17 protein-coding genes, 12 tRNA genes, 3 rRNA genes and 3 pseudogenes are annotated in these 26,691 nt (G+C 35.8%); 10 read left to right on the top strand and 25 right to left on the bottom strand.

What is annotated here, in order from left to right; all coding sequences use genetic code 11:
- Positions 1–78 precede the first annotated feature (78 nt).
- A complete protein-coding gene (locus VSF34_RS03350; protein ID WP_326717658.1) occupies positions 79–699 on the bottom strand; it encodes a lysozyme family protein in 621 nt (206 codons plus the stop codon).
- A 175-nt stretch (positions 700–874) separates the two neighbouring features.
- A complete protein-coding gene (locus tag VSF34_RS03345) occupies positions 875–2,044 on the bottom strand; it encodes an IS256 family transposase (RefSeq protein ID WP_326716335.1) in 1,170 nt (389 codons plus the stop codon).
- Positions 2,045–2,365: 321 nt separating this feature from the next.
- On the opposite strand from VSF34_RS03345, the pseudogene VSF34_RS03340 reads away from it, so the two are divergent.
- Positions 2,366–2,551: pseudogene (locus VSF34_RS03340) on the top strand (transposase); the annotation flags it as partial.
- A gap of 143 nt (positions 2,552–2,694) precedes the next feature.
- On the opposite strand, the gene VSF34_RS03335 reads toward VSF34_RS03340, so the two are convergent.
- The 15 genes from VSF34_RS03335 to VSF34_RS03265 all read right to left on the bottom strand — a co-directional run bounded on the left by VSF34_RS03335 (position 2,695) and on the right by VSF34_RS03265 (position 8,697).
- Positions 2,695–2,778, bottom strand: a tRNA-Leu gene (locus tag VSF34_RS03335).
- A gap of 5 nt (positions 2,779–2,783) precedes the next feature.
- Positions 2,784–2,854, bottom strand: a tRNA-Cys gene (locus VSF34_RS03330).
- A 15-nt stretch (positions 2,855–2,869) separates the two neighbouring features.
- Positions 2,870–2,941 (bottom strand) — tRNA-Gln (locus VSF34_RS03325).
- 21 nt (positions 2,942–2,962) lie between these two features.
- A tRNA-His gene (locus tag VSF34_RS03320) sits at positions 2,963–3,035 on the bottom strand.
- A gap of 14 nt (positions 3,036–3,049) precedes the next feature.
- Positions 3,050–3,120: transfer RNA gene (locus tag VSF34_RS03315), tRNA-Trp, on the bottom strand.
- A 7-nt stretch (positions 3,121–3,127) separates the two neighbouring features.
- Positions 3,128–3,208, bottom strand: a tRNA-Tyr gene (locus VSF34_RS03310).
- Between the two features lie 3 nt (positions 3,209–3,211).
- Positions 3,212–3,284, bottom strand: a tRNA-Phe gene (locus VSF34_RS03305).
- A gap of 5 nt (positions 3,285–3,289) precedes the next feature.
- Positions 3,290–3,362: transfer RNA gene (locus VSF34_RS03300), tRNA-Asp, on the bottom strand.
- A 33-nt stretch (positions 3,363–3,395) separates the two neighbouring features.
- Positions 3,396–3,467, bottom strand: a tRNA-Glu gene (locus tag VSF34_RS03295).
- Between the two features lie 25 nt (positions 3,468–3,492).
- Positions 3,493–3,582: transfer RNA gene (locus VSF34_RS03290), tRNA-Ser, on the bottom strand.
- Between the two features lie 28 nt (positions 3,583–3,610).
- Positions 3,611–3,684: transfer RNA gene (locus tag VSF34_RS03285), tRNA-Asn, on the bottom strand.
- A gap of 10 nt (positions 3,685–3,694) precedes the next feature.
- Positions 3,695–3,810 (bottom strand): 5S ribosomal RNA (gene rrf, locus VSF34_RS03280).
- A gap of 77 nt (positions 3,811–3,887) precedes the next feature.
- Positions 3,888–6,804 (bottom strand): 23S ribosomal RNA (locus tag VSF34_RS03275).
- A gap of 184 nt (positions 6,805–6,988) precedes the next feature.
- Positions 6,989–7,061: transfer RNA gene (locus VSF34_RS03270), tRNA-Ala, on the bottom strand.
- Positions 7,062–7,132: 71 nt separating this feature from the next.
- Positions 7,133–8,697 (bottom strand): 16S ribosomal RNA (locus VSF34_RS03265).
- Together the 16S, 23S and 5S rRNA genes with 12 tRNA genes alongside form the textbook arrangement of a ribosomal RNA operon.
- Before the next feature lie 563 nt (positions 8,698–9,260).
- Between VSF34_RS03265 and VSF34_RS03260 the strand changes: the two are divergent.
- A pseudogene (locus tag VSF34_RS03260) lies at positions 9,261–9,791 on the top strand (helix-turn-helix domain-containing protein); the annotation flags it as partial.
- Positions 9,792–9,794: 3 nt separating this feature from the next.
- Positions 9,795–11,036 (top strand): annotated as a pseudogene (locus VSF34_RS03255) (ISNCY family transposase); the annotation flags it as partial.
- Between the two features lie 171 nt (positions 11,037–11,207).
- On the opposite strand, the gene VSF34_RS03250 reads toward VSF34_RS03255, so the two are convergent.
- Complete coding sequence (locus VSF34_RS03250; protein ID WP_326717655.1) at positions 11,208–11,642, bottom strand: Fur family transcriptional regulator; 435 nt, start codon at positions 11,640–11,642, stop codon at positions 11,208–11,210.
- Positions 11,643–11,719: 77 nt separating this feature from the next.
- Positions 11,720–12,181, bottom strand: coding sequence for a signal peptidase II (lspA, locus tag VSF34_RS03245; RefSeq protein WP_326717654.1), 462 nt, complete (start codon positions 12,179–12,181; stop codon positions 11,720–11,722).
- A gap of 239 nt (positions 12,182–12,420) precedes the next feature.
- On the opposite strand from lspA, the gene VSF34_RS03240 reads away from it, so the two are divergent.
- Complete coding sequence (locus VSF34_RS03240; protein ID WP_326717653.1) at positions 12,421–12,639, top strand: cold shock domain-containing protein; 219 nt, start codon at positions 12,421–12,423, stop codon at positions 12,637–12,639.
- Here the strand turns inward: VSF34_RS03240 and VSF34_RS03235 are convergent.
- Complete coding sequence (locus VSF34_RS03235; RefSeq protein WP_326717652.1) at positions 12,636–13,073, bottom strand: EbsA family protein; 438 nt, start codon at positions 13,071–13,073, stop codon at positions 12,636–12,638. The two genes, VSF34_RS03240 and VSF34_RS03235, sit on opposite strands and share 4 nt — an antisense overlap.
- 79 nt (positions 13,074–13,152) lie before the next feature.
- Here VSF34_RS03235 and VSF34_RS03230 point away from each other — a divergent pair, with 79 nt between their 5' ends.
- From VSF34_RS03230 to ald, 6 genes are all read left to right on the top strand, one after another.
- On the top strand, positions 13,153–13,563 hold the full coding sequence (locus VSF34_RS03230; protein WP_326717651.1) for a ribonuclease HI family protein: 411 nt from the start codon (positions 13,153–13,155) through the stop codon (positions 13,561–13,563).
- Between the two features lie 22 nt (positions 13,564–13,585).
- A complete protein-coding gene (cls, locus tag VSF34_RS03225; protein ID WP_441351074.1) occupies positions 13,586–15,034 on the top strand; it encodes a cardiolipin synthase in 1,449 nt (482 codons plus the stop codon).
- A gap of 86 nt (positions 15,035–15,120) precedes the next feature.
- Positions 15,121–16,521 (top strand): TrkH family potassium uptake protein, encoded by a 1,401-nt coding sequence (locus VSF34_RS03220; RefSeq protein ID WP_326718011.1) that lies wholly within the window; start codon positions 15,121–15,123, stop codon positions 16,519–16,521.
- A 173-nt stretch (positions 16,522–16,694) separates the two neighbouring features.
- On the top strand, positions 16,695–18,038 hold the full coding sequence (locus VSF34_RS03215; RefSeq protein WP_326717649.1) for a MurT ligase domain-containing protein: 1,344 nt from the start codon (positions 16,695–16,697) through the stop codon (positions 18,036–18,038).
- Between the two features lies 1 nt (position 18,039).
- Positions 18,040–18,732, top strand: a complete 693-nt coding sequence (locus tag VSF34_RS03210; protein ID WP_326717648.1) for a type 1 glutamine amidotransferase — start codon at positions 18,040–18,042, stop codon at positions 18,730–18,732.
- A 117-nt stretch (positions 18,733–18,849) separates the two neighbouring features.
- Positions 18,850–19,962 carry an alanine dehydrogenase gene (ald, locus tag VSF34_RS03205; RefSeq protein ID WP_326717647.1) on the top strand — a complete coding sequence of 371 codons (1,113 nt, stop codon included), beginning with the start codon at positions 18,850–18,852 and terminating at the stop codon, positions 19,960–19,962.
- Between the two features lie 43 nt (positions 19,963–20,005).
- Here the strand turns inward: ald and manA are convergent, their stop codons facing one another.
- From manA to VSF34_RS03180, 5 genes are all read right to left on the bottom strand, one after another.
- Positions 20,006–20,977, bottom strand: coding sequence for a mannose-6-phosphate isomerase, class I (manA, locus tag VSF34_RS03200; protein WP_326717646.1), 972 nt, complete (start codon positions 20,975–20,977; stop codon positions 20,006–20,008).
- 45 nt (positions 20,978–21,022) lie between these two features.
- A complete protein-coding gene (locus VSF34_RS03195) occupies positions 21,023–22,048 on the bottom strand; it encodes a serine hydrolase domain-containing protein (protein ID WP_326717645.1) in 1,026 nt (341 codons plus the stop codon).
- A gap of 76 nt (positions 22,049–22,124) precedes the next feature.
- Positions 22,125–22,994, bottom strand: coding sequence for a VOC family protein (locus tag VSF34_RS03190; protein ID WP_326717644.1), 870 nt, complete (start codon positions 22,992–22,994; stop codon positions 22,125–22,127).
- A gap of 140 nt (positions 22,995–23,134) precedes the next feature.
- Positions 23,135–24,976: an ABC transporter ATP-binding protein gene (locus tag VSF34_RS03185; protein WP_326717643.1), complete on the bottom strand. Its 1,842-nt coding sequence runs from the start codon at positions 24,974–24,976 to the stop codon at positions 23,135–23,137.
- On the bottom strand, positions 24,973–26,691 hold the full coding sequence (locus tag VSF34_RS03180) for an ABC transporter ATP-binding protein (RefSeq protein WP_326717642.1): 1,719 nt from the start codon (positions 26,689–26,691) through the stop codon (positions 24,973–24,975). Before VSF34_RS03180 ends, VSF34_RS03185 begins: the two co-directional genes overlap by 4 nt.

The raw sequence follows: 26,691 nt of genomic DNA, 5'->3' as shown, positions 1-26,691 counted from the left end.
CGTCTTTAATTTTACTAATCTCTAAATTATGACAAGATATTATCCTTATTTATTAGTTTATAACTATATTAATTACTTCTATTTGTCAAAAAAATTTATTAATTTCATATTTTTTTTCACTAGAGTTGAATAAAAAAAGTTTCCCCCATTAACATACAACTTACCTCCATTATAAAAAAAAGCTTGCTTGTTACGATATGGATAGGTTTTTTTTGTTGTATTACCTAACATAGGTGCCAACACATCCCTAGAATAATTTTCAGCAATTTCTAAAGAATTAACTCCTCCATTGTTGGCAACATAATCAATATAATTTTTACCAAAATTATATGCTTGAACACCAGTCCATAAGTCACCTCCACTATTTAATGATAATTCAATAGATTCACTTAAATGAATAACACCATTTCTGATACTTTCCTCTTGTGACATCACTTTATTTTGCTCACCATATTTACTCTCACTACTTTGCATGATATCAATTTGTTTTCCTTTAGTTTCTGTAAAAATAATACTCAGGACTAAATCCTCATACTCTAACAGGTCCTCTTCCTCGAGTACTTGTTGAACAAGAGGTTTCCATTGAAGTGTTTGCCGAATATAGCTTGTCATTTGAATAATATATAGTGATATCCCAACTATAACTAACACAAGAAAACTAACCACAACACCCTTTAACCATGCTGTTTTCTTATTCACTGTGTACATCTCCTCATTTAAAACTGTGTCTCATTTTTACATATGTTTATCACAATTTCAAGTCTTATACTTTTAAAATAATAATATAATTAAGATAACTTATTTATAGTAGCTTTGTAGTGAAGGTTGCGTCAAGAATTATGTGTAAATGGAAAATCCATTCCATTTTTTTAAGTTAAAACATTGATTCTAATGTATCTTGTATTTCCTTAAATCCTTTATGTACTCTGCCTAAAAATTTTTGGTTATATTCATTGAACTGAGAAACAAGGAATCTCTCCAGAGATTCTTCATTAGGAAATTGTTCTTTTCTCTTTGTATATTTTTTTAACTGTTTATTAAATCCCTCAATCAAGTTAGTTGAGTAGATAGTTCTTCTGATTGATGGTGGGAAGTTATAGAAAGTTAATATAGCAGGATTCAAGAGTAATTTAACTACTCGTGGATACTGCTTTTTCCATTTATCTATCATAAAACTTATTTGATTCATAGCTTCTTCTTTTGAAGCTGCTTGATAAACCAATTTGAAATCATTACAGACTTCTTGTCGATCACTAACACGAACCTTATGAGCAATATTTCTAGAGATATGGACACAACATTGTTGAAATTGAGCATTTGGATAGACACTATGGATACTATCGTGAATACCACTTAAACCATCAGTTACAACTAATAAAACCTCTTCTAAACCACGATCTTTTAAATCTTGAAGTATCTCTTTCCAAACATAAGCAGATTCGGTTGGAGCAATAGTAAATCCTAGAACCTCTTTGGTTCCATCCAATCGAATGCCTATCACAATATAAACGGCTTCTTTTGATACGGTTTGTCTCTTTAAAGGAATATGAGTAGCATCCATAAAAATGACTGAGTATTTAGCTTCTAAAGTTCTTTCTTTAAAAGCCAAAACATCTTCAGATACGATTTTACTCATGTTTGAAATAGTTTGTGGTGTGTAATAATGACCATACATTTTTTCAATTAGATCAGAGATTTCAGACATAGTGATCCCTTTTTTAAATAGCTGAATAATAGTAGTTTCTAAGGAATCATTGGTTCTTTTATAGGCTGGTAATGTTTGTTGGGAAAATTCTCCATTTCTATCTCTAGGAATCACCAAATTTAATTCTCCATATTCTGTTTTAAATGAACGTGAGTAATTCCCATTGCGGGAATTACCTGAATTAAATCCAGCTCTATCATACTTTTCGTAGTCAAGAAACGCTGTTAATTCAGCCTGTAATAATGAGTTGATAGCGAGTTCTAAATGACGACGAAATAAATCATCTAAATCACCTTTATTAATTAGTGTTTCCATTATTTCTGTAGTAAAATGAGTCATGAGAAAGTCCTCCTATAAAATTTCTGTGTCGTAACTTTAATTTTACAGAATGGACTTTCTCTTTTTCTACCCTAAATTTCTATTTACACAAAATATTTTACCCTATCGTAGTGAATCCTATTGATGAATATTTCCATTAATACGATGTCTTGCTTTTTAACATAAAATTGAAAAACTACTTTCTTACAATACGACTGTAAGAATAGCTTATGATGACATTTCGGAATTAAAATATTCCTATGAAACAAATAATTTAGCACTTTTTTAAAATTAACTAACTCTGTTTATACTGAATTATCTAAAGAATTTAAAGTCAAATTCAAAACATTCCAAACCTTCAGGCAGGGTGTTACCAATGCTTTAAATCATTCTTATTCAAATGGTTTTTTAGAAGGAATTAACAACCGAATCAAAGCTATCAAACGAACAGCCTATGGGTACCGAAATTTCTTAACTTTTAAGCGACGGATTTTCCTTATTCAAGGCCAATCATTTCAATTTAATTAAAAAGAAGAAGGAGGAAAAATCCCCCTTCTTCTAATGCCCTTATTTTATCAATTTTTAAATATCAACACGATTTGACGAAGATCCAAAAAAACAACCCGTTGAAGGTTGTTTTTTGTTATATTACCAACTTGAATTTACTTTAATACCGGTGGCCGGGTTCGAACCGGCACGATCTTTCAATCACAGGATTTTGAGTCCAGCGCGTCTGCCAATTCCGCCACACCGGCTAAAAAGGCGGTAACCGGATTTGAACCGATGATAAAGGTGTTGCAGACCTCTGCCTTACCACTTGGCTATACCGCCTTAAAATAAAAAAAACTGGGCTAGCTGGATTCGAACCAACGAGTGACGGAGTCAAAGTCCGTTGCCTTACCGCTTGGCTATAGCCCAAAAGATAATATAAAATATAAAGGCGACTGATGGGAATCGAACCCACGAATGCCGGAGCCACAATCCGGTGCGTTAACCACTTCGCCACAATCGCCATATTTATATTAACAGGGGTAGTAGGACTCGAACCCACGCTGACGGTTTTGGAGACCGTAGTTCTACCACTAAACTATACCCCTTGAAGAATGGAGGGGGGCAGATTCGAACTGCCGAACCCTAAGGAGCGGATTTACAGTCCGCCGCGTTTAGCCACTTCGCTACCCCTCCAAATGGCGCAAGACAGAATCGAACTGCCGACACACGGAGCTTCAATCCGTTGCTCTACCAACTGAGCTACTGCGCCAATAACGGTCCCGACGGGAATCGAACCCGCGATCTCCTGCGTGACAGGCAGGCATGTTAACCCCTACACCACGGAACCATTTTGGTTTTACTATTCACTTTTAAGTAAATATGACCCGTACGGGATTCGAACCCGTGATACCGCCGTGAAAGGGCGGTGTCTTAACCACTTGACCAACGGGCCATTCTTTTGAATCATCTCAATAAAATGGAGAGTAAGGGATTCGAACCCTTGAGACAGTTATCACCGCCTACATGAATTCCAATCATGCTCCTTCGGCCAACTCGGACAACTCTCCGAATTTTACACAAATTAATTTATGAGAACTCCGGCAGTAGGACTCGAACCTACGACATCATGATTAACAGTCATGCGCTACTACCAACTGAGCTATGCCGGAATGATACAAAGCGTAGCAGCGTCCTACCCTCACAAGGGGAAACCCCTCACTACTCTCGGCGCTAAAAAGCTTAACTTCTGTGTTCGGCATGGTTACAGGTGTATCCTTTTTGCCATCACCACTACACTTTTGTATCTATATGAGTGATTATTCACTCAAAACTGGATTTGAAATTAGACAACATATAATCGTCCACCGCTTATGTGGTTAAGTCCTCGACCGATTAGTACTAGTCCGCTCCATGCATCACTGCACTTCCACTTCTAGCCTATCTACCTGATAATCTTTCAGGGGTCTTACTTTCTTAAAGAAATGGGAAATCTAATCTTGAGGGGGGCTTCACGCTTAGATGCTTTCAGCGTTTATCCCGTCCATACATAGCTACCCAGCAATGCCCTTGGCAGAACAACTGGTACACCAGAGGTATGTCCATCCCGGTCCTCTCGTACTAAGGACAGCTCCTCTCAAATTTCCAACGCCCGCGACGGATAGGGACCGAACTGTCTCACGACGTTCTGAACCCAGCTCGCGTGCCGCTTTAATGGGCGAACAGCCCAACCCTTGGGACCGACTACAGCCCCAGGATGCGACGAGCCGACATCGAGGTGCCAAACCTCCCCGTCGATGTGAACTCTTGGGGGAGATAAGCCTGTTATCCCCAGGGTAGCTTTTATCCGTTGAGCGATGGCCCTTCCATGCGGAACCACCGGATCACTAAGCCCGACTTTCGTCCCTGCTCGAGTTGTAACTCTCGCAGTCAAGCTCCCTTTTGCCTTTACACTCTACGAATGATTTCCAACCATTCTGAGGGAACCTTTGGGCGCCTCCGTTACTTTTTAGGAGGCGACCGCCCCAGTCAAACTGTCCATCTGACACTGTCTCCCATCACGATTAGTGATGCGGGTTAGAATGGTCATAACACAAGGGTAGTATCCCACCAGCGCCTCTCTCGAAACTAGCGTCCCGAGTTCTACGGCTCCTACCTATCCTGTACATGTGTCACAAACATTCAATATCAAACTACAGTAAAGCTCCATGGGGTCTTTCCGTCCTGTCGCGGGTAACCTGCATCTTCACAGGTACTAAAATTTCACCGAGTCTCTCGTTGAGACAGTGCCCAAATCGTTACGCCTTTCGTGCGGGTCGGAACTTACCCGACAAGGAATTTCGCTACCTTAGGACCGTTATAGTTACGGCCGCCGTTTACTGGGGCTTCAATTCTTAGCTTCGCAAATAAATGCTAACCAATCCTCTTAACCTTCCAGCACCGGGCAGGCGTCAGCCCCTATACGTCATCTTTCGATTTTGCAGAGACCTGTGTTTTTGATAAACAGTCGCTTGGGCCTATTCACTGCGGCTGAACTTGCGTTCAGCACCCCTTCTCCCGAAGTTACGGGGTCATTTTGCCGAGTTCCTTAACGAGAGTTCTCTCGCTCACCTTAGGATTCTCTCCTCGACTACCTGTGTCGGTTTGCGGTACGGGTCGTTTGCTTCTAACTAGAAGATTTTCTTGGCAGTGTGATATTAGAACTTCGGTACTTTATTTCCCTACACATCACAACTCATCCTTAAAGGAGTAAGCATTTGACTCACTCCAAGACTTGTTACTTGTACGCACATATCCAACAGTGCGCTTCTGTAACCTCCTGCGTCCCTCCATTGTTCAAACAAAACAAACGAGTACAGGAATCTCAACCTGTTGTCCATCGCCTACGCCTTTCGGCCTCGGCTTAGGTCCCGACTAACCCTGGGAGGACGAGCCTTCCCCAGGAAACCTTAGTCATTCGGTGGACAGGATTCTCACCTGTCTTTCGCTACTCATACCGGCATTCTCACTTCTAAGCGCTCCACCAGTCCTCACGATCTGACTTCTGCGCACTTAGAACGCTCTCCTACCATAGAACCAAAAGGTTCTATCCACAGCTTCGGTAATATGTTTAGCCCCGGTACATTTTCGGCGCAAGGGCACTCGACTAGTGAGCTATTACGCACTCTTTAAATGGTGGCTGCTTCTAAGCCAACATCCTAGTTGTTTGTGCACCCTCACATCCTTTTCCACTTAACATATATTTGGGGACCTTAGCTGGTGGTCTGGGCTGTTTCCCTTTCGACAATGGATCTTATCACTCACTGTCTGACTCCCGGACATAAATGAATGGCATTCGGAGTTTATCTGAATTCGGTAACCCAAGACGGGCCCCTAGTCCAAACAGTGCTCTACCTCCATCATTCTTAATTCCGAGGCTAGCCCTAAAGCTATTTCGGAGAGAACCAGCTATCTCCAAGTTCGATTGGAATTTCTCCGCTACCCACACCTCATCCCCGCACTTTTCAACGTACGTGGGTTCGGTCCTCCAGTGCGTTTTACCACACCTTCAACCTGGACATGGGTAGGTCACATGGTTTCGGGTCTACGACAACATACTCATTCGCCCTATTCAGACTCGCTTTCGCTACGGCTCCACTTCTTCAGTTTAACCTCGCATGCTATCGTAACTCGCCGGTTCATTCTGCAAAAGGCACGCCATCACCCATTAACGGGCTTTGACTTCTTGTAGGCACACGGTTTCAGGTTCTATTTCACTCCCCTTCCGGGGTGCTTTTCACCTTTCCCTCACGGTACTGGTTCACTATCGGTCACTAGAGAGTATTTAGCCTTGGGAGATGGTCCTCCCGGATTCCGACGGAATTTCTCGTGTTCCGCCGTACTCAGGATACTCATAGGTGCATTGAAAGTTTCGCCTACGGGGCTTTTACCCTCTTCGGCTGACCTTTCCAGGTCACTTCGACTACTTTCAACAACTACCATGTTTGAGTCCTACAACCCCAACAAGCAAGCTTGTTGGTTTGGGCTTCTTCCGTTTCGCTCGCCGCTACTAAGGAAATCGATTTTTCTTTCTCTTCCTGCAGGTACTTAGATGTTTCAGTTCTCTGCGTCTACCTTCCAGCGGCTATGTATTCACCACTGGATAACATCCTACAAAAGATGCTGGGTTCCCCCATTCGGAAATCTCCGGATCATAGCTTACTTACAGCTCCCCGAAGCGTATCGGCGTTAGTCCCGTCCTTCATCGGCTTCTAGTGCCAAGGCATCCACCGTGCGCCCTTATTCACTTAACCTTTTCTAACCTTACGGTTAGCTACTAATTTTTCGTTAACCAATAATTAGCGATAATTATTGACTAACACATTTCACAGTTCTTTATTAAGAAACTGATCAACGCGGTGTTCTCGGTTTATATTGATATCTAACTTCAACTATCCAGTTTTCAATGAACAAATATTGATGAATTATTTCATCAAATGGAGCCTAGCGGGATCGAACCGCTGACCTCCTGCGTGCAAGGCAGGCGCTCTCCCAGCTGAGCTAAGGCCCCTAATTTTGAGAATAAATCTCTCAAAACTGAACAAAGATAAGACGTAATGTGTTTTCCGTAATATTCCTTAGAAAGGAGGTGATCCAGCCGCACCTTCCGATACGGCTACCTTGTTACGACTTCACCCCAATCATCTGTCCCACCTTAGGCGGCTGGCTCCATAAAGGTTACCTCACCGACTTTGGGTGTTACAAACTCTCGTGGTGTGACGGGCGGTGTGTACAAGGCCCGGGAACGTATTCACCGTGGCATGCTGATCCACGATTACTAGCGATTCCGGCTTCATGTAGGCGAGTTGCAGCCTACAATCCGAACTGAGAACAGCTTTAAGAGATTAGCTAAACCTCGCGGTCTTGCGACTCATTGTACTGTCCATTGTAGCACGTGTGTAGCCCAGGTCATAAGGGGCATGATGATTTGACGTCATCCCCACCTTCCTCCGGTTTGTCACCGGCAGTCTTGCTAGAGTGCCCAACTTAATGATGGCAACTAACAATAAGGGTTGCGCTCGTTGCGGGACTTAACCCAACATCTCACGACACGAGCTGACGACAACCATGCACCACCTGTCACTTTGTCCCCGAAGGGAAAGCTCTATCTCTAGAGTGGTCAAAGGATGTCAAGACCTGGTAAGGTTCTTCGCGTTGCTTCGAATTAAACCACATGCTCCACCGCTTGTGCGGGCCCCCGTCAATTCCTTTGAGTTTCAGCCTTGCGGCCGTACTCCCCAGGCGGAGTGCTTAATGCGTTAACTACAGCACTGAAGGGCGGAAACCCTCCAACACTTAGCACTCATCGTTTACGGCGTGGACTACCAGGGTATCTAATCCTGTTTGCTCCCCACGCTTTCGAGCCTCAGCGTCAGTTACAGACCAGAGAGTCGCCTTCGCCACTGGTGTTCCTCCATATATCTACGCATTTCACCGCTACACATGGAATTCCACTCTCCTCTTCTGCACTCAAGTCTTCCAGTTTCCAATGACCTTCCTCGGTTGAGCCGAGGGCTTTCACATCAGACTTAAAAGACCGCCTGCGCTCGCTTTACGCCCAATAAATCCGGACAACGCTTGCCACCTACGTATTACCGCGGCTGCTGGCACGTAGTTAGCCGTGGCTTTCTGGTTAGATACCGTCAAGGTGATAGCAGTTACTCTATCACTTGTTCTTCTCTAACAACAGAGTTTTACGATCCGAAAACCTTCTTCACTCACGCGGCGTTGCTCGGTCAGACTTTCGTCCATTGCCGAAGATTCCCTACTGCTGCCTCCCGTAGGAGTCTGGGCCGTGTCTCAGTCCCAGTGTGGCCGATCACCCTCTCAGGTCGGCTATGCATCATGGTCTTGGTGGGCCATTACCCCACCAACTAACTAATGCACCGCGGGCCCATCCATCAGTGACACTTAAAAGCGTCTTTCATCTTCTCTCCATGTGAAGAAAAGAATTATGCGGTATTAGCACCTGTTTCCAAGTGTTATCCCCCTCTGATGGGCAGGTTGCCCACGTGTTACTCACCCGTCCGCCACTCACTTCTCTTCCCGGTGGAGCAAGCTCCGGTGGGAAGAGAAGTTCGTTCGACTTGCATGTATTAGGCACGCCGCCAGCGTTCGTCCTGAGCCAGGATCAAACTCTCAATAAAAGTTGATTAACATCCTAAGATGTTTAGCTCATTTGTTTTAAAAATTGCTAGCGAATTTATTCACTAAATATGGTTTGTTTTTACTAATAAAAACACCCTACACATTTGGTTCGTCTTACTTTGTTCAGTTTTCAAAGATCTAATCTTGTTTGTTTCCGTAACAATTTTTACATTATATCAAATCAAAAGTTGTTTGTCAACGTTTTTTTGAAAAAGTTTTTTCGTTCTTGATTCCTCAATCGAACGACTTGATTATAATAACATGTTTGTTTCTCAGAATCAAGCGTTTTTTCATCTCGTCTTTCCCACTGAAGGAAGCGACTTAGAAATAATAACATGTTTAAAATAAAAAAACAAGTATTTTTTTCATGTTATTTTTAACATGTTTTTTTGCTTCGTTGATGAAACAACTTTGTTATATTATCATGTAAAAAGAAAAAAGACAAGTATTTCTGTAAAAAAAATAAAAAAATATCATTCGAAAGTGATAATGTCCTAAGTAGGTCGAAAGACAAAATGTCCCAAAATGATAAAATAACTTTATGAAAAGGATAAATCTAACAATGAATGAAACCAAAAAGTATCAAGTTATTAAAGCTGTCGCTGAAAATAAAAAACAAAAAAAGAGAGCTAGTGTTGAACTTAATTTATCTATACGACAAATTAACCGTTTAGTGAAATCATACAGGGAAAATGGTAAATCAGCATTTGTCCATAAAAATCGAGGGAGAAAAAATAAGCACTCTGTGCCTGAAAAAGTAAAACAACAAATAATCACTAGTTATCAATCGTTTAGTATTAAACCAAATATTAGGCATTTTACTGAAATACTGAAAAACGACCATCATATCTGTTATACAGATACTACAATTAGAAGCATCCTGTACAAAGCAAAAATACTTTCACCAAAGGCTCAAAAAAAGACAAAAAGAAGACTCAAACAATTAATAAAGCAAGAAGGTCAACAAACCAAACAATCAGAGAACCTATTGGTTCCAAGAGCTGAAGACTACCTAGAACTCCCTGAAAAGACCCATCCTAGTCGACCTAGAAAAAAATACAAAGGAGAATTAATTCAATTAGATGCTAGTTCATAATTTGTCCATAAAAATCGAGGGAGAAAAAATAAGCACTCTGTGCCTGAAAAAGTAAAACAACAAATAATCACTAGTTATCAATCGTTTAGTATTAAACCAAATATTAGGCATTTTACTGAAATACTGAAAAACGACCATCATATCTGTTATACAGATACTACAATTAGAAGCATCCTGTACAAAGCAAAAATACTTTCACCAAAGGCTCAAAAAAAGACAAAAAGAAGACTCAAACAATTAATAAAGCAAGAAGGTCAACAAACCAAACAATCAGAGAACCTATTGGTTCCAAGAGCTGAAGACTACCTAGAACTCCCTGAAAAGACCCATCCTAGTCGACCTAGAAAAAAATACAAAGGAGAATTAATTCAATTAGATGCTAGTTCATATAATTGGTTTGGAAATCAAATAACTCATCTTCATTTAGCTATTGACGACGCATCAGGTAATATTGTTGGCGCTTATTTTGACCAACAGGAAACGCTCAATGGTTATTACCATGTTCTTCATCAAATTCTGACAAAACAAGGGATTCCTGCCACTTTTCTAACAGATAAACGAACCGTCTTTGAGTACAACAGAAAATCAACAAAAGCTGTAGAAGAAGATACGTTCACGCAGTTTGGGTTTGCTTGTCATCAATTAGGTATTGACATAAAAACATCCTCTATTCCTCAAGCGAAAGGTCGTGTAGAACGTTTAAATGGGACAGTGCAATCAAGATTGCCTGTTGATCTTGAGATAGCAAATATACATTCTATAGAGGAGGCTAATCAATTTCTATCTGTATGGATTCGAAAGTTTAATCGACAATTTGGTCACAAAACTGCAGAAAGTGTTTATGAAACTTCTCCTACAACAGCTGAAATTAATTTATTACTAGCTACTGTCTCTCATCGTATAGTCGATAATGGCCATCATATTAAGTATCAAAATAAATTTTATCTTCCAATGGAAGGTAGTAGCGACAAATATTTTACAAGAAAAACAAAAGCATTAATTATAAAAGCTTTTAACGGGGAGATTTATGTTAATATAGCAGAAAAAATTTATCCTACTAGACGATTAAAAACCCACGAGACCTATTCAAAAGAGTTTGATGGGGTTTCTTCAGATATAAAAAAAGAAAGACGCAAGTACATTCCACCACAGTCACATCCGTGGAAACTTGAGTCTTTCAAAAGGTATCTTCAAAGTATTGACCGTACTATCGAAGAATATGAGGCTGAAAAAACAGCCTGAAACAAAAAGTACCTTATTTTACCAATAATGGTCACATTAGTGCAAGTTTTACGCAGTAAAGATTGCGCTAATGTGAGCCCTCATTTTGGGACATTTTTATGTTCGATTGACAGTATTTCTGTAAAAAAAATAAAAAAATGATGGGAATACATTTTTTACAATGTACCACCATCATTTTTTTTTTAAACAAGTTGGACAAATACCATACATTTCCAAGCGATGATTTCGTATCTGAAAACCAGTTAATTTTTCTGTTGCAGATTCTACATCATCTAATCCAGGATAATAAATATCAACAATGTCCCCGCAATTATCACATATGGCGTGATAATGTTTATGGGTTGTAAAATCAAAGCGACTTGAAGCATCCCCGTAAGACATTTCAACAACAAATCCAATCTCTGTGAACAATCTCAAATTATTATACACTGTTGCGACACTCATATTAGGAAATGTCGCTTCCAAATCTTGATAAATATCATCTGCTGTTGGATGATTTTTACTTTCTATCAAGTATTCTAAAATAGCGTAACGTTGTGGCGTGATTCTAACATTGGCATCTTTTAATTTTCTAATAGCATCTTCTACTATCTGATTTTCGGCCATATGACATCTTCCTCATCTATTTGTTCTATTCTTTATTCTACTATAATATACCATTATATTTCAATCAATTATTCAAATTAAACTAAATCATTTTTCTCTGTATCATCAAAAAACAATATATAGATAAAGACACAAACAACACCTGAAAACAGAAAGATATCTGCCATATTAAAAATCGGAAAATTAACAAACTCAGTTTGGAACATATCAACAACATAGCCTTGTATGAACCTGTCAATAAAATTACCTATTGTTCCTCCAATGATTAGACTTAATCCAACTGTCAACCATTTATTTTTAAATCGATTTTTATATAAGACATATGAAAAAGCAACCAAGGCTATGATGCTTATTAAAATAAAGAACCACATTTCCCCTTCAAATATACTCCATGCTCCGCCCTCATTATGAATGTGAGTAATGGATAAAACTGGATTAGCAAACACTGTTTCATGTAATCCCACTTGCTGGACTACGATAAACTTTACTAACTGATCAATAACGACACACCCTAAAATTATAGCTATGTATAGTAGCATTCTATCTTTCCTTTCAATTTAAAACCTATTCTTTCTTTGAATTAATCTACTTTTTCAAGTAAGATACTTTAATTTTTTCATTATCCTACATTTTGTTTTAAAAAGCTAGTCTTCTCCTCTTATTTTAAACTATTGATAAATAAGTATAAATAGCCTGTCAAATTTGACGAAAAATACTTATAAACGTATAATGAAGGGTGTGTTAAGCATAATAGGATAACCCATTGGAGGAATGTAAAATGAAAGAAGGACTTGTTAAATGGTTTGATACCAAAAAAGGTTACGGCTTTATTATCTATGACGGTGATGAAGAGATTTTCGTTCATTTTACTGCAATTATACACGATGGTTTTAAAACCTTGTTTGAAAACCAAAAAGTTCAATTTGATATAAAAGAAAGCACCAGAGGTTTACAAGCCTCAAATGTTATCGTAATAGAAGAAAAAGATGTTGATTAATTATCAACACCTTTTTTTTCTTCGTTTATTTTCCCTGTGAATTGATGCTCTAATTCTAAACAACTTTTTAATTTATTTTTTGATTTTTTTAACATCAAATATGAATACTTTCCATTTGGTGTAATTAACGTTAACCCAAATTTACCGACTAAGATGTTTTTTATATCACTTAAGTTAATCGTATAACGATTTCGTTTCAAAATAGCATTCACTTTGATTTGATCTCTTGTTAAAATTATTTTTCGGCGTGTTCCTAATATAGTAAAGAATAGAAATAATAGGAAAGTAGTCAAGCTGAACATATTGATAAAACCTTGCTCTTCCATCAACCCAATCATACTAAGAAAGAATAAGACAAAGGTCAGTGACCAGTAAATAACTGTCTCAGCTAGCTCTGGTTGATATCTAAATTCATAAATTCTATGTGTATCCATCAATAACCTCCGTAATATGCTACTATTCACGGTTCATTCTAACATATTACTCAGGAATAAAACAACAACTGGTGATTTAATGAAAAAAATTTATATCGATGCTTCTACCCATCCTAAAAAACAAATTAGTGTAGGTGCTCTTATATTACACTCTAACGGTGAGAAGATATCTAAAACCTATAGACTCCGTGGCACAAATAATCATGAAGCCGAATTTGAAATGTTAATTCATGCCTTAACTTTGCTAAGAGAAACAAATGAGGAAAATGATACAATTTTTATCTACTCTGATAGTCGTATTGTGGTTGATACTTTTCATAAGAAATATGTTAAAAAAAATGAATTTAAACCTTACTTGGAAAAAATATTATCTCTTAGTGAAGATATGCCTCATCTTTATTTGGAATGGATTCCTGAATCAGAAAATAAAATGGCTGATCATCATGCAAAACAAGCACTACATCACTATTTAAAAACGATGAAAATCTAAATGTATTTCATCACAGAAAGGATTGTTTTATTTGAGTGTACTTATTGCAGTACTTTATTTTATCAACTTACTCTTCGCTTTATTTCTAGTTTTTTATAAAGAAAGAGATACTGGTGTTACTTGGGCCTGGTTACTGGTCTTTATTTTTATTCCATTTTTAGGATTTTTACTTTGCCTATTCTTTGGTATGGGGTTAAGCGAAAAAGAAAAATTCTCTATTGAAAAGCAAACAATCACTGAGTTAAGTTCTTTAAAAGATATGTATGACCCAACTCATCAACTTTATGCTAATGACCCAATTGATAAAAAATATGATCAAATAGCTCACTTTATGTCTAATTTAAACCAAGCACCACTAACTCATCACAATGATGTTACTATTTTTACTGATGGTAAAGCTAAATTTGAGGCTTTAAAAAAAGACATAAAAAATGCAAAACGTAATATTCATATTGAATATTACGCCTTTGTAACAGATGATACTGGGATGGAACTTGTTGATTTACTCACTGAAAAAGCTAATGAAGGTGTCGAGATTTGTTTACTATATGATGAATTAGGTTCTAAAGGAATTAAAAAAGAGAAATTACAAGCTCTACTTAATGCTGGTGGAAAAACACAAACGTTTATCACGTCACAAAAAGCTATCTTAAAATTTAGAGCAAACTATCATGACCATAGGAAAATCGTCGTTATTGATGGTAAAATTGGTTATGTTGGAGGTTTTAATATCGCTGATCAATATGTAGAGACAACTGAAAAATTTGGTTACTGGCGTGATACTCATATTCGCATAGTAGGACCGGCTACTTCTCTACTTGAATTACGTTTATTAACTGACTGGAATGTCTCCTCACCTCAATCTAGTAAGTTAGCTGGTAATATTGATTACTTTTACCGCGATGCTCCTAATTTAGAAGCTAAAACCGATATCCAAATTATTGCTAGTGGTCCTCATAATGAAAAACAACAAATAAAGCTTGCTTTTGCAAAACTAATTACAAGTGCTAAAAAACGTATTTGGATACAAACCCCTTACTTTATCCCAGATGACACCATCTTAGATGCTCTAAAGATTGCTAAAAAATCTGGTGTAGAAGTTAAAATTATGATTCCAAATAAACCAGATCATCCTTTCATTTACCGTGCTACTGAGTATTTTGCTCAAGTAGTTATGAAGGAAGATGTCGATATTTATATTTATGATGCTGGTTTCCTTCATTCTAAAGTCCTTATTATGGATGATGATATTAGTATTGTTGGTTCTGCTAATCAAGATATTAGAAGTTATAAACTAAACTTTGAAGCTAGTGCTGTTTTATATAGTCATGAGATTAATAAAGAGTTAACTAAAGCGTATGAAAATGATTTGGCTGTTTCTAAAAAAATGACTCATGAAATGATTAAAGAGATGTCTATATGGGTTAAATTTAAACAAAAAACAGCTCGTTTATTCTCACCTATTATGTAATGTTTGGCTCCTTAACTTGACGTTAGGGGGCTTATTTATTAGTATTTATTCTAGTGTTATAATTCTATGGAAGGAGTGAGATTGTGATTAACTTTGATTTTTCCTACCAAAAATTCAAAAGATTTAGTAACAGATATATTAATAGGCATTTTTCCAGTGTTCAAATCATCTTTATTTATTATGTGTTAATGACTATTGTCGCTTTTTTCCTACTAAATTTGCCTTTTTTTCATAAACAAGATGTTTCCTATTCAACTTTTGATATGATCTTTATGGCAATCAGTACAATTAGTGTTACTGGTTTATCCACTTTTAATATTAATGAGGTTTTTAATGAACGAGGTATCATCTTACTAGAGGTTCTATTTCAAGTTGGAAGTTTTGGAATTATGATGATTTCAACTTTTTTCTTTATTATATCTAAACGACGTATTTCACTAAAAAGACGACAACTTATCATGACCGATATGAACTCTCCAAAACTAAGTGGTAGTATTCGACTAATAAAAAATACAGTTTTTACCTTATTTATTATTCAAATTATTTTCGGTTTTGTCTTTTCGGCCCATTTTTATTTTTCTGGAAGACATTTAGATCTACCTAGTTCTTTGTTTCATGGTTTTTACCAGTCTATCTCAGCTGTAACTAATTCAGGCTTTGATGTCACGGGTGAATCAGCAACACCATACCGCGATGATTTCTTCTTTTTACCTCTTCTAATGCTTTTAATTATGGTTGGTGGTATCGGATTTCCAGTTTTAATGGAAATTAGAGAACGTCTCTCTTATAGAAGAAAAGACCATGATTTACCCTTTAGATTTTCTTTATTTAGTAAGTTAGCCATTAGTATTTATTTATTTTTATTTGTAGGTGGCGCTATTTTAATTTACTTACTGGAAAGACATCATTTATTTATGGATATGAGTGAGCCTGAACGGTGGCTAAATGCTATGTTCTACTCAACAACTACTAGAAATGCTGGATTACAGTTAGACAATCTGGCTTTTTTCCAAACGCCTACGCTTTTGTTGTTTTCTTTGCTTATGTTTATTGGCTGTAGTCCAAGCTCAGTAGGTGGTGGTGTCAGGACAACAACTGTAGCTATTCTGGGTTTATATATGCTCTCGTTTATTAAGGGACAAGAAAACATTACAGTCTTTAACCGACGTATTGCCCAAGAAGATATAAAAAAAGCTATTGTCGTCTTTAATCTGTCACTACTAATGTGCTTCTTCTCAGTGTTAATTTTAACCATTACTGAAGATCATTCTATGATTTCACTCATCGTTGAAGTTGCATCAGCCTTTGGGACAACAGGCCTTTCTTTAGGTATTACTTCTAGCTTATCACCAATTGGAAAAATTGTGATTGCAGCTCTCATGTTTATTGGTCGTATTGGTATGCTTTATACCTTAATGATTTTCATTCCAAAAGAAAAACATGATAGAGGTTACGTTTATCCAACTGAAAAGATTATTATTGGATAATCTACTTATAAAAAAATTCCTAAAGTTAACTCACCTAGTTTAACTTTAGGATTTTCTTTTTGTCAGAATACGAGAATGAGACTTCTGACTGATCAATTTTATCCCTTTTTTAAGTTTTCCTGATTGTTTTTGTGGTATTATGAATAAGTTAATGGATACAAGGAGGAATGTACATGGGTTTACGTAGTGGAGTTGCTACTACAGCGGGAAAATTTTCCCAATGGTTTTTAAAAACTTTTACAAAAGGTGGCAGTAGCTTACCTGGTAAGATTGCTTTAAAAATTGATCCTAATGTTTTAGATAGTTTAGCAAAAGATTATGAAATTGTTGTAGTGACAGGAACAAATGGGAAAACCTTAACTACAGCTTTAACAGTAAATATATTAAAAGAAGAATTTGACCATGTTTTAACTAATACTACTGGTGCTAATATGGTTCAAGGGATTGTCTCAACTTTCTTACAAGATAAAAAAAAGAAAAATGGGAAAAATGTGGCTGTTTTAGAGATAGATGAGGCAAGTTTAAGTAAAGTAACTACCTTTTTAACACCTGAACTATTTTTATTTACTAATATCTTCAGAGATCAAATGGATCGTTACGGAGAAATATATACGACTTATAAACTAATTGTTGATGGAGCTAGTAAGGCTCCTAAGGCAACTATTTTAATGAATGGAGATTTACCAATCTTTAATTCTGTTAATACAATTAATAAACGTGAATACTACGGCTTTGACTACGAACAAGGACACAACCTCACAGCACATTACAACACAGATGGCGTTCTATGTCCTCATTGCCATCATATTTTACGATACAATATGATTACTTACAGTAATTTAGGTGATTATTATTGTCCAAATTGTGAGTTTAAACGTCCTAAACTAGATGTGAGCTTAACTAATATTAAGGCAATGACCAATATCTCGTCTGCTTTTACAATTGATCAAGAAGATTATAAAATTGAAGTTGGCGGAATGTATAACATTTATAATGCCTTAGCTGCAACAGCTGTTGCCAAACATTACAATATTTCTTCAGATAAAATTAGACGTGGATTAGCGTATGATGAAAAAGTTTTCGGTAGGCAAGAAGTGATTAATATAGATGGTAAAAAATGTACTCTTGTATTAGTTAAAAATCCAGTTGGTTTAAACCAAGTGATTGAGACTATGAAATTATCCACTGACCCTTTTTCTCTAGTTGCTCTACTAAATGCAAACTATGCAGATGGCATTGATGTGAGTTGGATTTGGGATAGTCAATTGGAAGAATTAGCTTCTCTTGATATTCCAACAACAATTTCTGGTGGCGAAAGACATGCTGATATGTCTTTAAGATTAAAGGTAGCAGGTATTAAACCAGAAACTCTTTCTGAGACAACTTCACTACAACACGTCATTGAAGAGATTAAACAAGTTCCTACTGAACATATTTATATTTTGGCTACTTATACTGCTGTTTTGGGACTTAGAAAAGAATTAATTCAACAAGGATTTATTAAGGAGGGTATGTAGTATGGAACAATATAATATCACTATCTGCCATCTGTATGGTAACTTGTTAAATACTTACGGAGACAATGGTAACCTATTACTAATCGAATATTATGCCAAACAATTAGGTATTAATGTTCAGACTGAAATTGTTAGTGTATTTGAGCCTTTTGCTTCTGATAAGTTTGACTTTGTTTTCTTTGGTGGTGGTCAAGACTATGAACAAACAATCTGTTCTAAAGATATTCAGCATAAAAAGGAAGACCTTATAACCTATATTAATCAAGACGGACCTATGTTAGCTATTTGTGGCGGTTTCCAGTTACTTGGTGAGTATTATATTGGTGCAAATGGTGAAAAAATTGAAGGTATCAAAGCATTACCTCATTACACTCTGAGTCAAGATAATAACCGTTTTATTGGGGATACTGAAATTTATAATGAAGAATTTGATGAAACATATTACGGGTTTGAAAATCACAATGGGATGACATTCCTTGGCGAAGGTGAAAAACCTTTAGGTATAGTAGTCAAAGGGTTTGGTAATAATGGTAAAGATAAGACAGAAGGTGTTATCTTTAAAAATGTCATCGGCTCATATTTCCATGGACCATTACTTGCCAAGAATAAACAACTAGCTCTGCGAATTATTAATATCATTATGAATAAAAAATACAATAAAACCTTCACTATGAGTGATTTAAAAAACGTGTAAATGAATATTTACATGTTTTTTTTATTTTAAAGTCCTTATTATTTGAATTTAATGAGAAAAAAGGTATATACTGAACTTGTGAAATAAAACTTAAGTCAATCTAACGGAGTGATTATATTGAAAATCGGAATACCAAAAGAAATAAAAAACAATGAGAAAAGAGTCGCCTTAACACCACCTTTTGTAAAAACATTAGTTGAACAAGGACATGAATTAATTGTTGAAAGCCATGCTGGAGAAGGTTCAGGGTTCATAGATAGAGACTATAAAAACATGGGTGCTCTCGTAACTGATAATACTAAAGATGTTTGGGATGTAGACATGGTACTAAAAGTAAAAGAACCACTGGAGTCAGAATTTAACTTTTTCAAACCAGGTTTAATTTTGTTTACTTACTTACATTTAGCACCAAATACTCAATTAACTGATGCTCTTCTTAAACATCAAGTTACTGCCATCGCTTATGAAAGTGTTCAACTACCAAATGGCTCACTACCACTATTAACACCAATGTCAGAAATCGCTGGACGTATGGCACCTCAAACTGGTGCTTTCTTCTTACAATCGACTAACGGAGGCTCTGGGGTCTTATTATCATCTGTCCCAGGTGTTGCTAAAGGTCAGGTTGTCATTATTGGAGGAGGTAATGCGGGAGCAAATGCTGCTAAAGTAGCAGTAGGTCTTGGAGCAAAAGTTCGTGTTTTAGATGTCAATCCTGCAAGACTAGCTCAACTAGAAGATATCTTTGGTAACTCTATTGAAACGATTATGTCTAATCCTTATAATATTGAACAATCTGTTAAAATGGCAGACCTTGTCATTGGTGCTGTACTCATTCCTGGTAGAAAAGCACCAACTTTAGTAACTGAGGAGATGATCAAACAAATGAAACCTAGATCAGTGATTATTGATATCGCAATTGATCAAGGGGGTATCTTTGAAACAACAGACAAAACGACTACTCATGATGAGCCGGTTTATATTAAGCATGGTGTGGTTCATTACGCAGTACCAAATATGCCAGGTGCTGTACCAAGAACAGCTACCCTTGCCTTAACAAATAATACTCTTCCTTATATCATGACTTTGGCAAATAATCCTATTAAAGAAGTCATTACTAAAAATATTAGTATTCAAAAAGCAGTTAATACCTTTAATGGGCAGTTGACTTCAAAAGATATTGCAGAAGATCAACATAAAGAATATGTACCAATACTAGATAGCTTGTAATAATAAATGATAAAAAATGACCTAATTTTAGGTCATTTTTTATTTATCTATTTTTCGTTCCAGGTTCTGATGCAATTATTCTTAAATCACCTTCAAATGTCCATGTATCAATACCTGTTGGCATAATAAAGTGTTGGCCTTTTTTAATGTCAACTTTTTGATGACCATTATTCCAAGACACATAGCCAAAGCCATCTAGAACACTAATTAACGTGTATGGTGCTTCTTTCACTAAGCTTAGTTCTCCATCAACATCCCATTCATAAACATTAAAGTAATCTGATTTAATATATGTCGTTGTACTTGATTTACTTTGCTTATTTTGTGTTTCTTCAATACTTAATACTGGATCAATATGAGGAATAGTTGTCACATCAAGAGATTCACAAATGTGTAAATCTCTTGGATTTCCTTCATCATCTAGTCTATCATAATCATAAACACGATATGTTGTATCACTACTTTGCTGGGTTTCTAAAATCATGATGCCTTTACCAATTGCATGAATCGTTCCACTTGGTACAAAGAAAAAGTCACCTCTTTTAACTTTTACCCTACGCAATAGATCATCCCACTGGCCTGAGTTGATCATCTCTTCTAATTCTTGTTTTGATTTAGCATGATGACCATAAATAATTTCAGCTCCCGGCTCAGCATCAATAATATACCAACATTCTGTCTTACCTAACTCACTTTCATGTTTTAGACCGTACTCATCATCTGGATGAACCTGAACAGATAAATCATCACTTGCATCTAAAATTTTAGTTAGTAGAGGAAATACAACTTCTTTTGGGTTTCCAAATAACTCAGGATGCTCTTTCCATAGTGTATCAAGCTTTTCTCCTTTAAAAGGACCGTTTTCAATAGTACATACTCCGTGAGGATGCGCACTAATTGCCCAACACTCTCCAACATGATCACTTGTTAATTCATAATCAAATTCTGTAGCTAATTTTTTACCTCCCCAAATTTTTTCTTGAAAAACTGGTTTTAAAAATAATGGTTCTGTCATTGTTATACCACCTTATGAATTTTATAAATTTAGTATATCATTTCTTTAGTCCTTCGTCTGTTCTTTTAAATAAATTTTTACTAACTCATCTCTTTCTTTTAAGTACTGAATATTGTCATCATAAGGATGAACACGATTAGATAAGAAGATAAATACTTCTTGATTGATAATATCTAGTATCATAAAAGTCCCTGTGTATCCTGTATGATATAAAAGTGGATGACCATCATCTAAATGATATAACAAATCCCACCCTAGAGATCTAGATAACTTAGCTTCTTGTGTCCAATCCTTTAATAAGGAGTTAATGGTCGTAGCTTTTAGAAACTCCTTACCTTGAACTGTCACTCCTTTATTTAACATCATCTGAGCAAATAGCCAAGTATCATCTATATTAGTAAACAAACCAGCACTTCCACAATGTTCTTTTAAGACAAAAGCTTTAGGGTCATGGACTATACCTTTAATAATTCCTCTTTCCTTTGTATACTCTGTCGGTGCTACATCTATTATTTCAGTTAAATCAAAACCACTACAGCTCATGCTTAAAGGCTGTAGCACTTGTTGTTTGAAAATAGTTTGAACATCTTGTTGATAATACTCTTCTAACAATAAGCCTAAAAGAATCGTGCCAGTATCGGTATAGGACTTTGACCTGCCTTGTTTATCTTCTTCAACTGGCAATTGAAGTATTTCTTGTATTAGAGCTTCTTGATTCAACTCTTGCCTATTTTTAATAAACGGATTAATTCCTGATGTATGAGTTAATAATTGCCGAATAGTTACACTTGTCTCATGCCAGCTTGGTAGATACGTTGCTAACTTGCTGTCGACATCAAGAATATTTTCCTCCATTAATTTTAAAATAACTGAGTTTGTTAGTATCACTTTTGTTAATGAGGCCACATCATACACTGTTTTATCTGTTAGAGGGATCACTACTGGTGTTAGCTCTCTAACACCAATTTGTCCCTTAAGAATCGTCTTATTCTTAAATAAAAGATAACTAATGCCAGGTGTGACTTGTTGATCAACCATTTGCTTCATAAAATGAATTGTTTCATGGTACATATCTATTCCCCCAGTTACACAAAAAGCTAGTCTTAATATGAGATTTATTCATATCAGACTAACTTTTATTTTTTATTTATTTTGCAACTAAAAACCAAAGTTCAATGCCGCTTGGGTCATTAACACCTATGATTTGCTTACCTTTATTAAAGTAGAATTCATACTCTAATTCGTCTAAATTTTCTTTTAATGCCATTAAATCATCCATACTTGGTAATGTAAAAGTGATATGGTCTACACCTAACTCATCTTCTTTTAGCATACAATGATCTGTAGATGGTATCCATTCATTAAAAGCAATTTGATGATGGTAATCACTAACGGATAAAAATTCAACAGAACTAAAATCATGATCTCTAACCATAAAGCCTAAATGATTCCTATAAAAATCATGACTATCTTCACGGTCTGATACAGAAAGATGTACATGGCCTAATTTTGTCCCTTTTGGAATACCAGTGTAATCACCAGTAACTTGACTTAAAAATGATTGAATATTTAATTCTTTTGTCACACCTTTTACAAAACCATTTGTTAATGGCCACTCTGATCGTGGTCTATCCCAGCTAAACTCTAGGCGATTACTCTCTGGATCATTAATATAAATTGATTCACAATATCCATGATCACTCTCACCTTCTATAGGATAATTTAACGTAATTAAGTGCTTCATAAAACGCGCTAAATCATTACGTGTTGGAAAAACAAAAGATGTATGATTTAAACCGGAATGGTTGTTAGCTTCTCCTTTACCATCTGGTGTTGAAATAATTCCAAGTAATTTTTGTTTATCTTCCTTATTGCCTAAAATTGCCATATCATTTTCTTCTCTAAGAATATCAAATCCAACGACTTGTTCATAAAAACTTAACATTCTATCAAAGTCTTTCACTTTGATTGCAACAGAAGACAGTGTTGTTTCTGAGCTTAACGAAAAGCTAGCCATAATATTAATTTCCCCCTATGTATATAAAAATCATAATACTACCCATTAAATATCACTATACATTGTAACATCATTTAATAGTAAAATACCAATATTAATCTAATAAATAGTATGGAAGTTAATCTTTTTTAATAATTAAATTAAATACTTAAACCAGTAGAAAATTGACTGTTATATAAATCAGCATAGAATCCAGCTTGTTCTAGCAAGATTTCATGATCTCCTGTTTCGATAATATTACCTTGATCCATAACAATAATATTATCAGCATCACGAATGGTTGATAGTCTATGAGCAACTACGAAGCTTGTACGACCTTCTAGTAATTGGTCCATAGCTTTTTGAATGAGTATTTCAGTACGTGTATCCACACTTGAAGTTGCTTCATCTAAAATCAATACTTCTGGATTAGCTAAGAAAGCTCTAGCTATCGTTACTAATTGCCTTTGTCCTTGAGAGATATTTGTTGCCTCTTCATTTAAGACAGTATCATATCCATCTGGTAAACGTTTAGCAAATTCATCAACATGAGCTGCTTTTGCTGCACGATAAATGTCTTCTTTCGTGGCATTTTCATTACCATAACGAATATTATCATAAATACTACCTGTAAATAACCAAGTTTCTTGCAATACCATAGAAAACTTAGAACGTAAATCATAGCGACTGATGTTTCGAATATCTTCATTTTTATAAACAATTCGTCCACCAGATACATCATAAAAACGTTCTAATAAATTAATAATCGTCGTCTTACCAGCTCCTGTTGGTCCTACAATAGCTACTTTTTGACCTTTAAAAACGTCTAGATTGAAGTTTGTCATCAGCAAATGATCCTCTTCATACCCAAATGCCATATTTTGAAAAGAAACTAAGGCATCTGTCTGTCTTAAATCAGCATCACTTACCTTAGTATTTATCATCTCAGCCTCATCTAACACAGCAAAGATTCGCTCTGCTGAAGCGATTGTTGACTGAATCGTATTAAGTAAATTAGCCATTTGACTTAAGGGCTGAGAAAATTGATTGGTGTACTGCATAAACGCTTGAATATCCCCTAAAGGAATCTGACCATTAGCAACTTGAATACCACCAATAATGGCTACGAAAACGTAACTAATATTTTTAATAAAATTCATCATTGGCATAATAATCGCTGAAATAAACTGAGCTTTCCAACCAGATTCATATAGTTTTTCATTTTGCTCTTCAAAGACTTTAATGTCTTCTTCTTCATGATTAAAACTTTTTACGACAAGATGGGCTCCGTATGTCTCTTCAATTTGATCATTTAGTCTGCCTAAAGTGGCTTGTTGTTTCCCAAAGAATCGTTGTGATTTTGGTGCAATAATCATGGTAACAACTAAACTTAGTGGAATTGTTACTGCGGCTACTAATGTTAATTGCCAACTAATAGTTAACATCATCCACAAAACACCAAAGAACATTAAAATACTTGTCACAAATTGAGTCAAGGTTTGCTGAAGTGTTGTTGCAATATTATCCATATCATTAATTGCACGAGACATAATATCTCCGTTACTATGTGTATCATAATAAGAAATTGGAACTTTACCCATTTTCTCTTTAAATTCTTTTCTTAATTGATACACAGTACGCTGTGAAATACGAGTCATAATAAACTGTTGGAAGAAACTAAACACAGCTGATGCCACATATAAAATCAATACTAAGATTAAAATTTGAGCAATTTTATCAAAATTAATAGGCATCTTAGCAAGTGGTGTTCCTTCAACTGCACTTTGTTTTGCTTTCATTAAACCATTAAATATCTCAGTTGTTGCTTGCCCTAAAATCTTCGGTGTTTGAATTTGAAAAATAGTTGAAGCCGTTGCTAAAATAAATACTAATAAAATTAAATACCACCGGTTCATCATATAACTTGCTAAACGTTTTAGCGTTTTCCAAAAATTCTTTGGCTTAGCTGTTTTACCTCTTAATTTACCTGGTCCTGGTCTCATGCAATCTCCTCCTGACTTAACTGAGATTCAATGATTTCTCGGTATGTCTTATTACTATCTTTTAATGTTTGGTGAGTACCTCGTCCTACCATTTTTCCATCATCTAAAACTAAAATGGTATCAGCATCAACTACTGTACTAATACGTTGTGCTACAATCACCACCACTGCATCTGTAATCGCCTCTTTCAAAGCTTTTCTAAGGGCAGCATCTGTTTTAAAATCAAGTGCTGAAAAAGAGTCATCAAAAACATAAATAGAAGCAGGCTTAACTAGAGCACGAGCAATACACAAGCGTTGTCGTTGCCCACCAGAAAAATTAGAACCACCTTGTTCTACTTTACTTTCTAAACCATCTGATAATTCACTAACAAAATCCTTAGCTTGGGCAATTTCTAAAGCACGCCAAATATCTTCATCTGTTGCATCTTTATATCCATACTTCATATTACTACGAATGTCCCCTGTAAATAAGACAGCCTTTTGAGGAACAAAACTAACTTTCTCCCTCAAATCATATTGTCTAACATCTTTCACATTAACCTCATCAACCTCAACAGCTCCCCCACTCACATCAAAAAATCTGGGAATCATACTAACTAAGGTTGATTTTCCAGAACCAGTTCCTCCAATAATAGCTACTGTCTCTCCTTTTTCACTATTAAAAGTCACATCACACAAGGCAGGGTTTTCAGCACCTACATATTGATAAGTTACATTATCAAAACGTAAATGACTATTATCTGAAAATGGTTTTGATTTTTCTGGATCTTCAATAGCATCTGTCATGTCTAATACTTCATTTATCCTCACAGCTGATGCTTGAGCTCTTGGAACAAAAATAAAAATCATAGCCATCATGACAAAGCTCATTAAAATTTGCATAGCATAAGTCATAAATGCCATCATGTTACCAACTTCAAGTGTTCCATTTGCTACGTTATGTCCACCAAACCAAATGATTAACACATTGGTAATACTGATAATTAGCGTAATAGTAGGTAATAGGAAAGACATAATTGTATTTACTTTAATACTTGTTTGTGCATAATCCTTATTTGCCACATCAAAACGTTTCTCTTCAAAAGTTGTTTTATTAAAGGCTCTAATCACTCTAACTCCTGTTAGGCCTTCACGAAAAACTAAATTTAATCTATCTGTTTTTTCTTGTAAACTCTTAAATAAAGGTGTAGCAAAATACATAATACTTCCTACTGCAATAATAATTAGTGGTACAATAAATAAAAATATTTTCGTTAATTGGCCGTCTCTATAATAAGCTAAAACACTAGCACCAACTAAAGTCAAAGGGGCATTAATCATAATTCTTAAAAACATTTGACTGACCATTTGAATTTGATTCACATCATTTGTTGTTCTAGTAATCAATGAAGCTGTCCCTATTTTATCAAACTCATTTTGTGAGGCGTATTCAACTTTTTTATAGATTTCAGAACGCAATTTTTTTCCTAATTTTTGTGATTGTCTTGTTGCAATAAGGGTATTAAAAACAGATGCAACAATCCCTATTAAAGACACTCCAATCATGATAAATCCAATTTTCCAAATATACTGAATATCTCCTTGGGTAACCCCTTTATCAATAATATTTGAAGTTAAGGTTGGTAAAAATAAATCACTGATAATTTGTATTATCATGAAAAATATAGCCAAAAGCACTGCTGGCATTGACATCTTTTTAATCATTCGTATCAT

It is taken from the genome of Vagococcus jeotgali, assembly GCF_035918315.1.
GTDB lineage: Bacteria > Bacillota > Bacilli > Lactobacillales > Vagococcaceae > Vagococcus > Vagococcus jeotgali.
Note: the sequence above shows the minus strand (reverse complement) of the source record. Positions and strands in the feature narration are given on the sequence as shown.

Bases quoted from the DNA above. Each gene is read 5' to 3' on its own strand.
- VSF34_RS03345 (WP_326716335.1), bottom strand. From the start codon at position 2,044: ATGACTCATTTTACTACAGAAATAATGGAAACACTAATTAATAAAGGT.
- VSF34_RS03250 (WP_326717655.1), bottom strand. From the start codon at position 11,642: ATGGCCGAAAATCAGATAGTAGAAGATGCTATTAGAAAATTAAAAGAT.
- lspA (WP_326717654.1), bottom strand. From the start codon at position 12,181: ATGCTACTATACATAGCTATAATTTTAGGGTGTGTCGTTATTGATCAG.
- VSF34_RS03240 (WP_326717653.1), top strand. From the start codon at position 12,421: ATGAAAGAAGGACTTGTTAAATGGTTTGATACCAAAAAAGGTTACGGC.
- VSF34_RS03235 (WP_326717652.1), bottom strand. From the start codon at position 13,073: ATGGATACACATAGAATTTATGAATTTAGATATCAACCAGAGCTAGCT.
- VSF34_RS03230 (WP_326717651.1), top strand. From the start codon at position 13,153: ATGAAAAAAATTTATATCGATGCTTCTACCCATCCTAAAAAACAAATT.
- VSF34_RS03215 (WP_326717649.1), top strand. From the start codon at position 16,695: ATGGGTTTACGTAGTGGAGTTGCTACTACAGCGGGAAAATTTTCCCAA.
- VSF34_RS03210 (WP_326717648.1), top strand. From the start codon at position 18,040: ATGGAACAATATAATATCACTATCTGCCATCTGTATGGTAACTTGTTA.
- manA (WP_326717646.1), bottom strand. From the start codon at position 20,977: ATGACAGAACCATTATTTTTAAAACCAGTTTTTCAAGAAAAAATTTGG.
- VSF34_RS03195 (WP_326717645.1), bottom strand. From the start codon at position 22,048: ATGTACCATGAAACAATTCATTTTATGAAGCAAATGGTTGATCAACAA.
- VSF34_RS03190 (WP_326717644.1), bottom strand. From the start codon at position 22,994: ATGGCTAGCTTTTCGTTAAGCTCAGAAACAACACTGTCTTCTGTTGCA.
- VSF34_RS03185 (WP_326717643.1), bottom strand. From the start codon at position 24,976: ATGAGACCAGGACCAGGTAAATTAAGAGGTAAAACAGCTAAGCCAAAG.
- VSF34_RS03180 (WP_326717642.1), bottom strand. From the start codon at position 26,691: ATGATACGAATGATTAAAAAGATGTCAATGCCAGCAGTGCTTTTGGCT.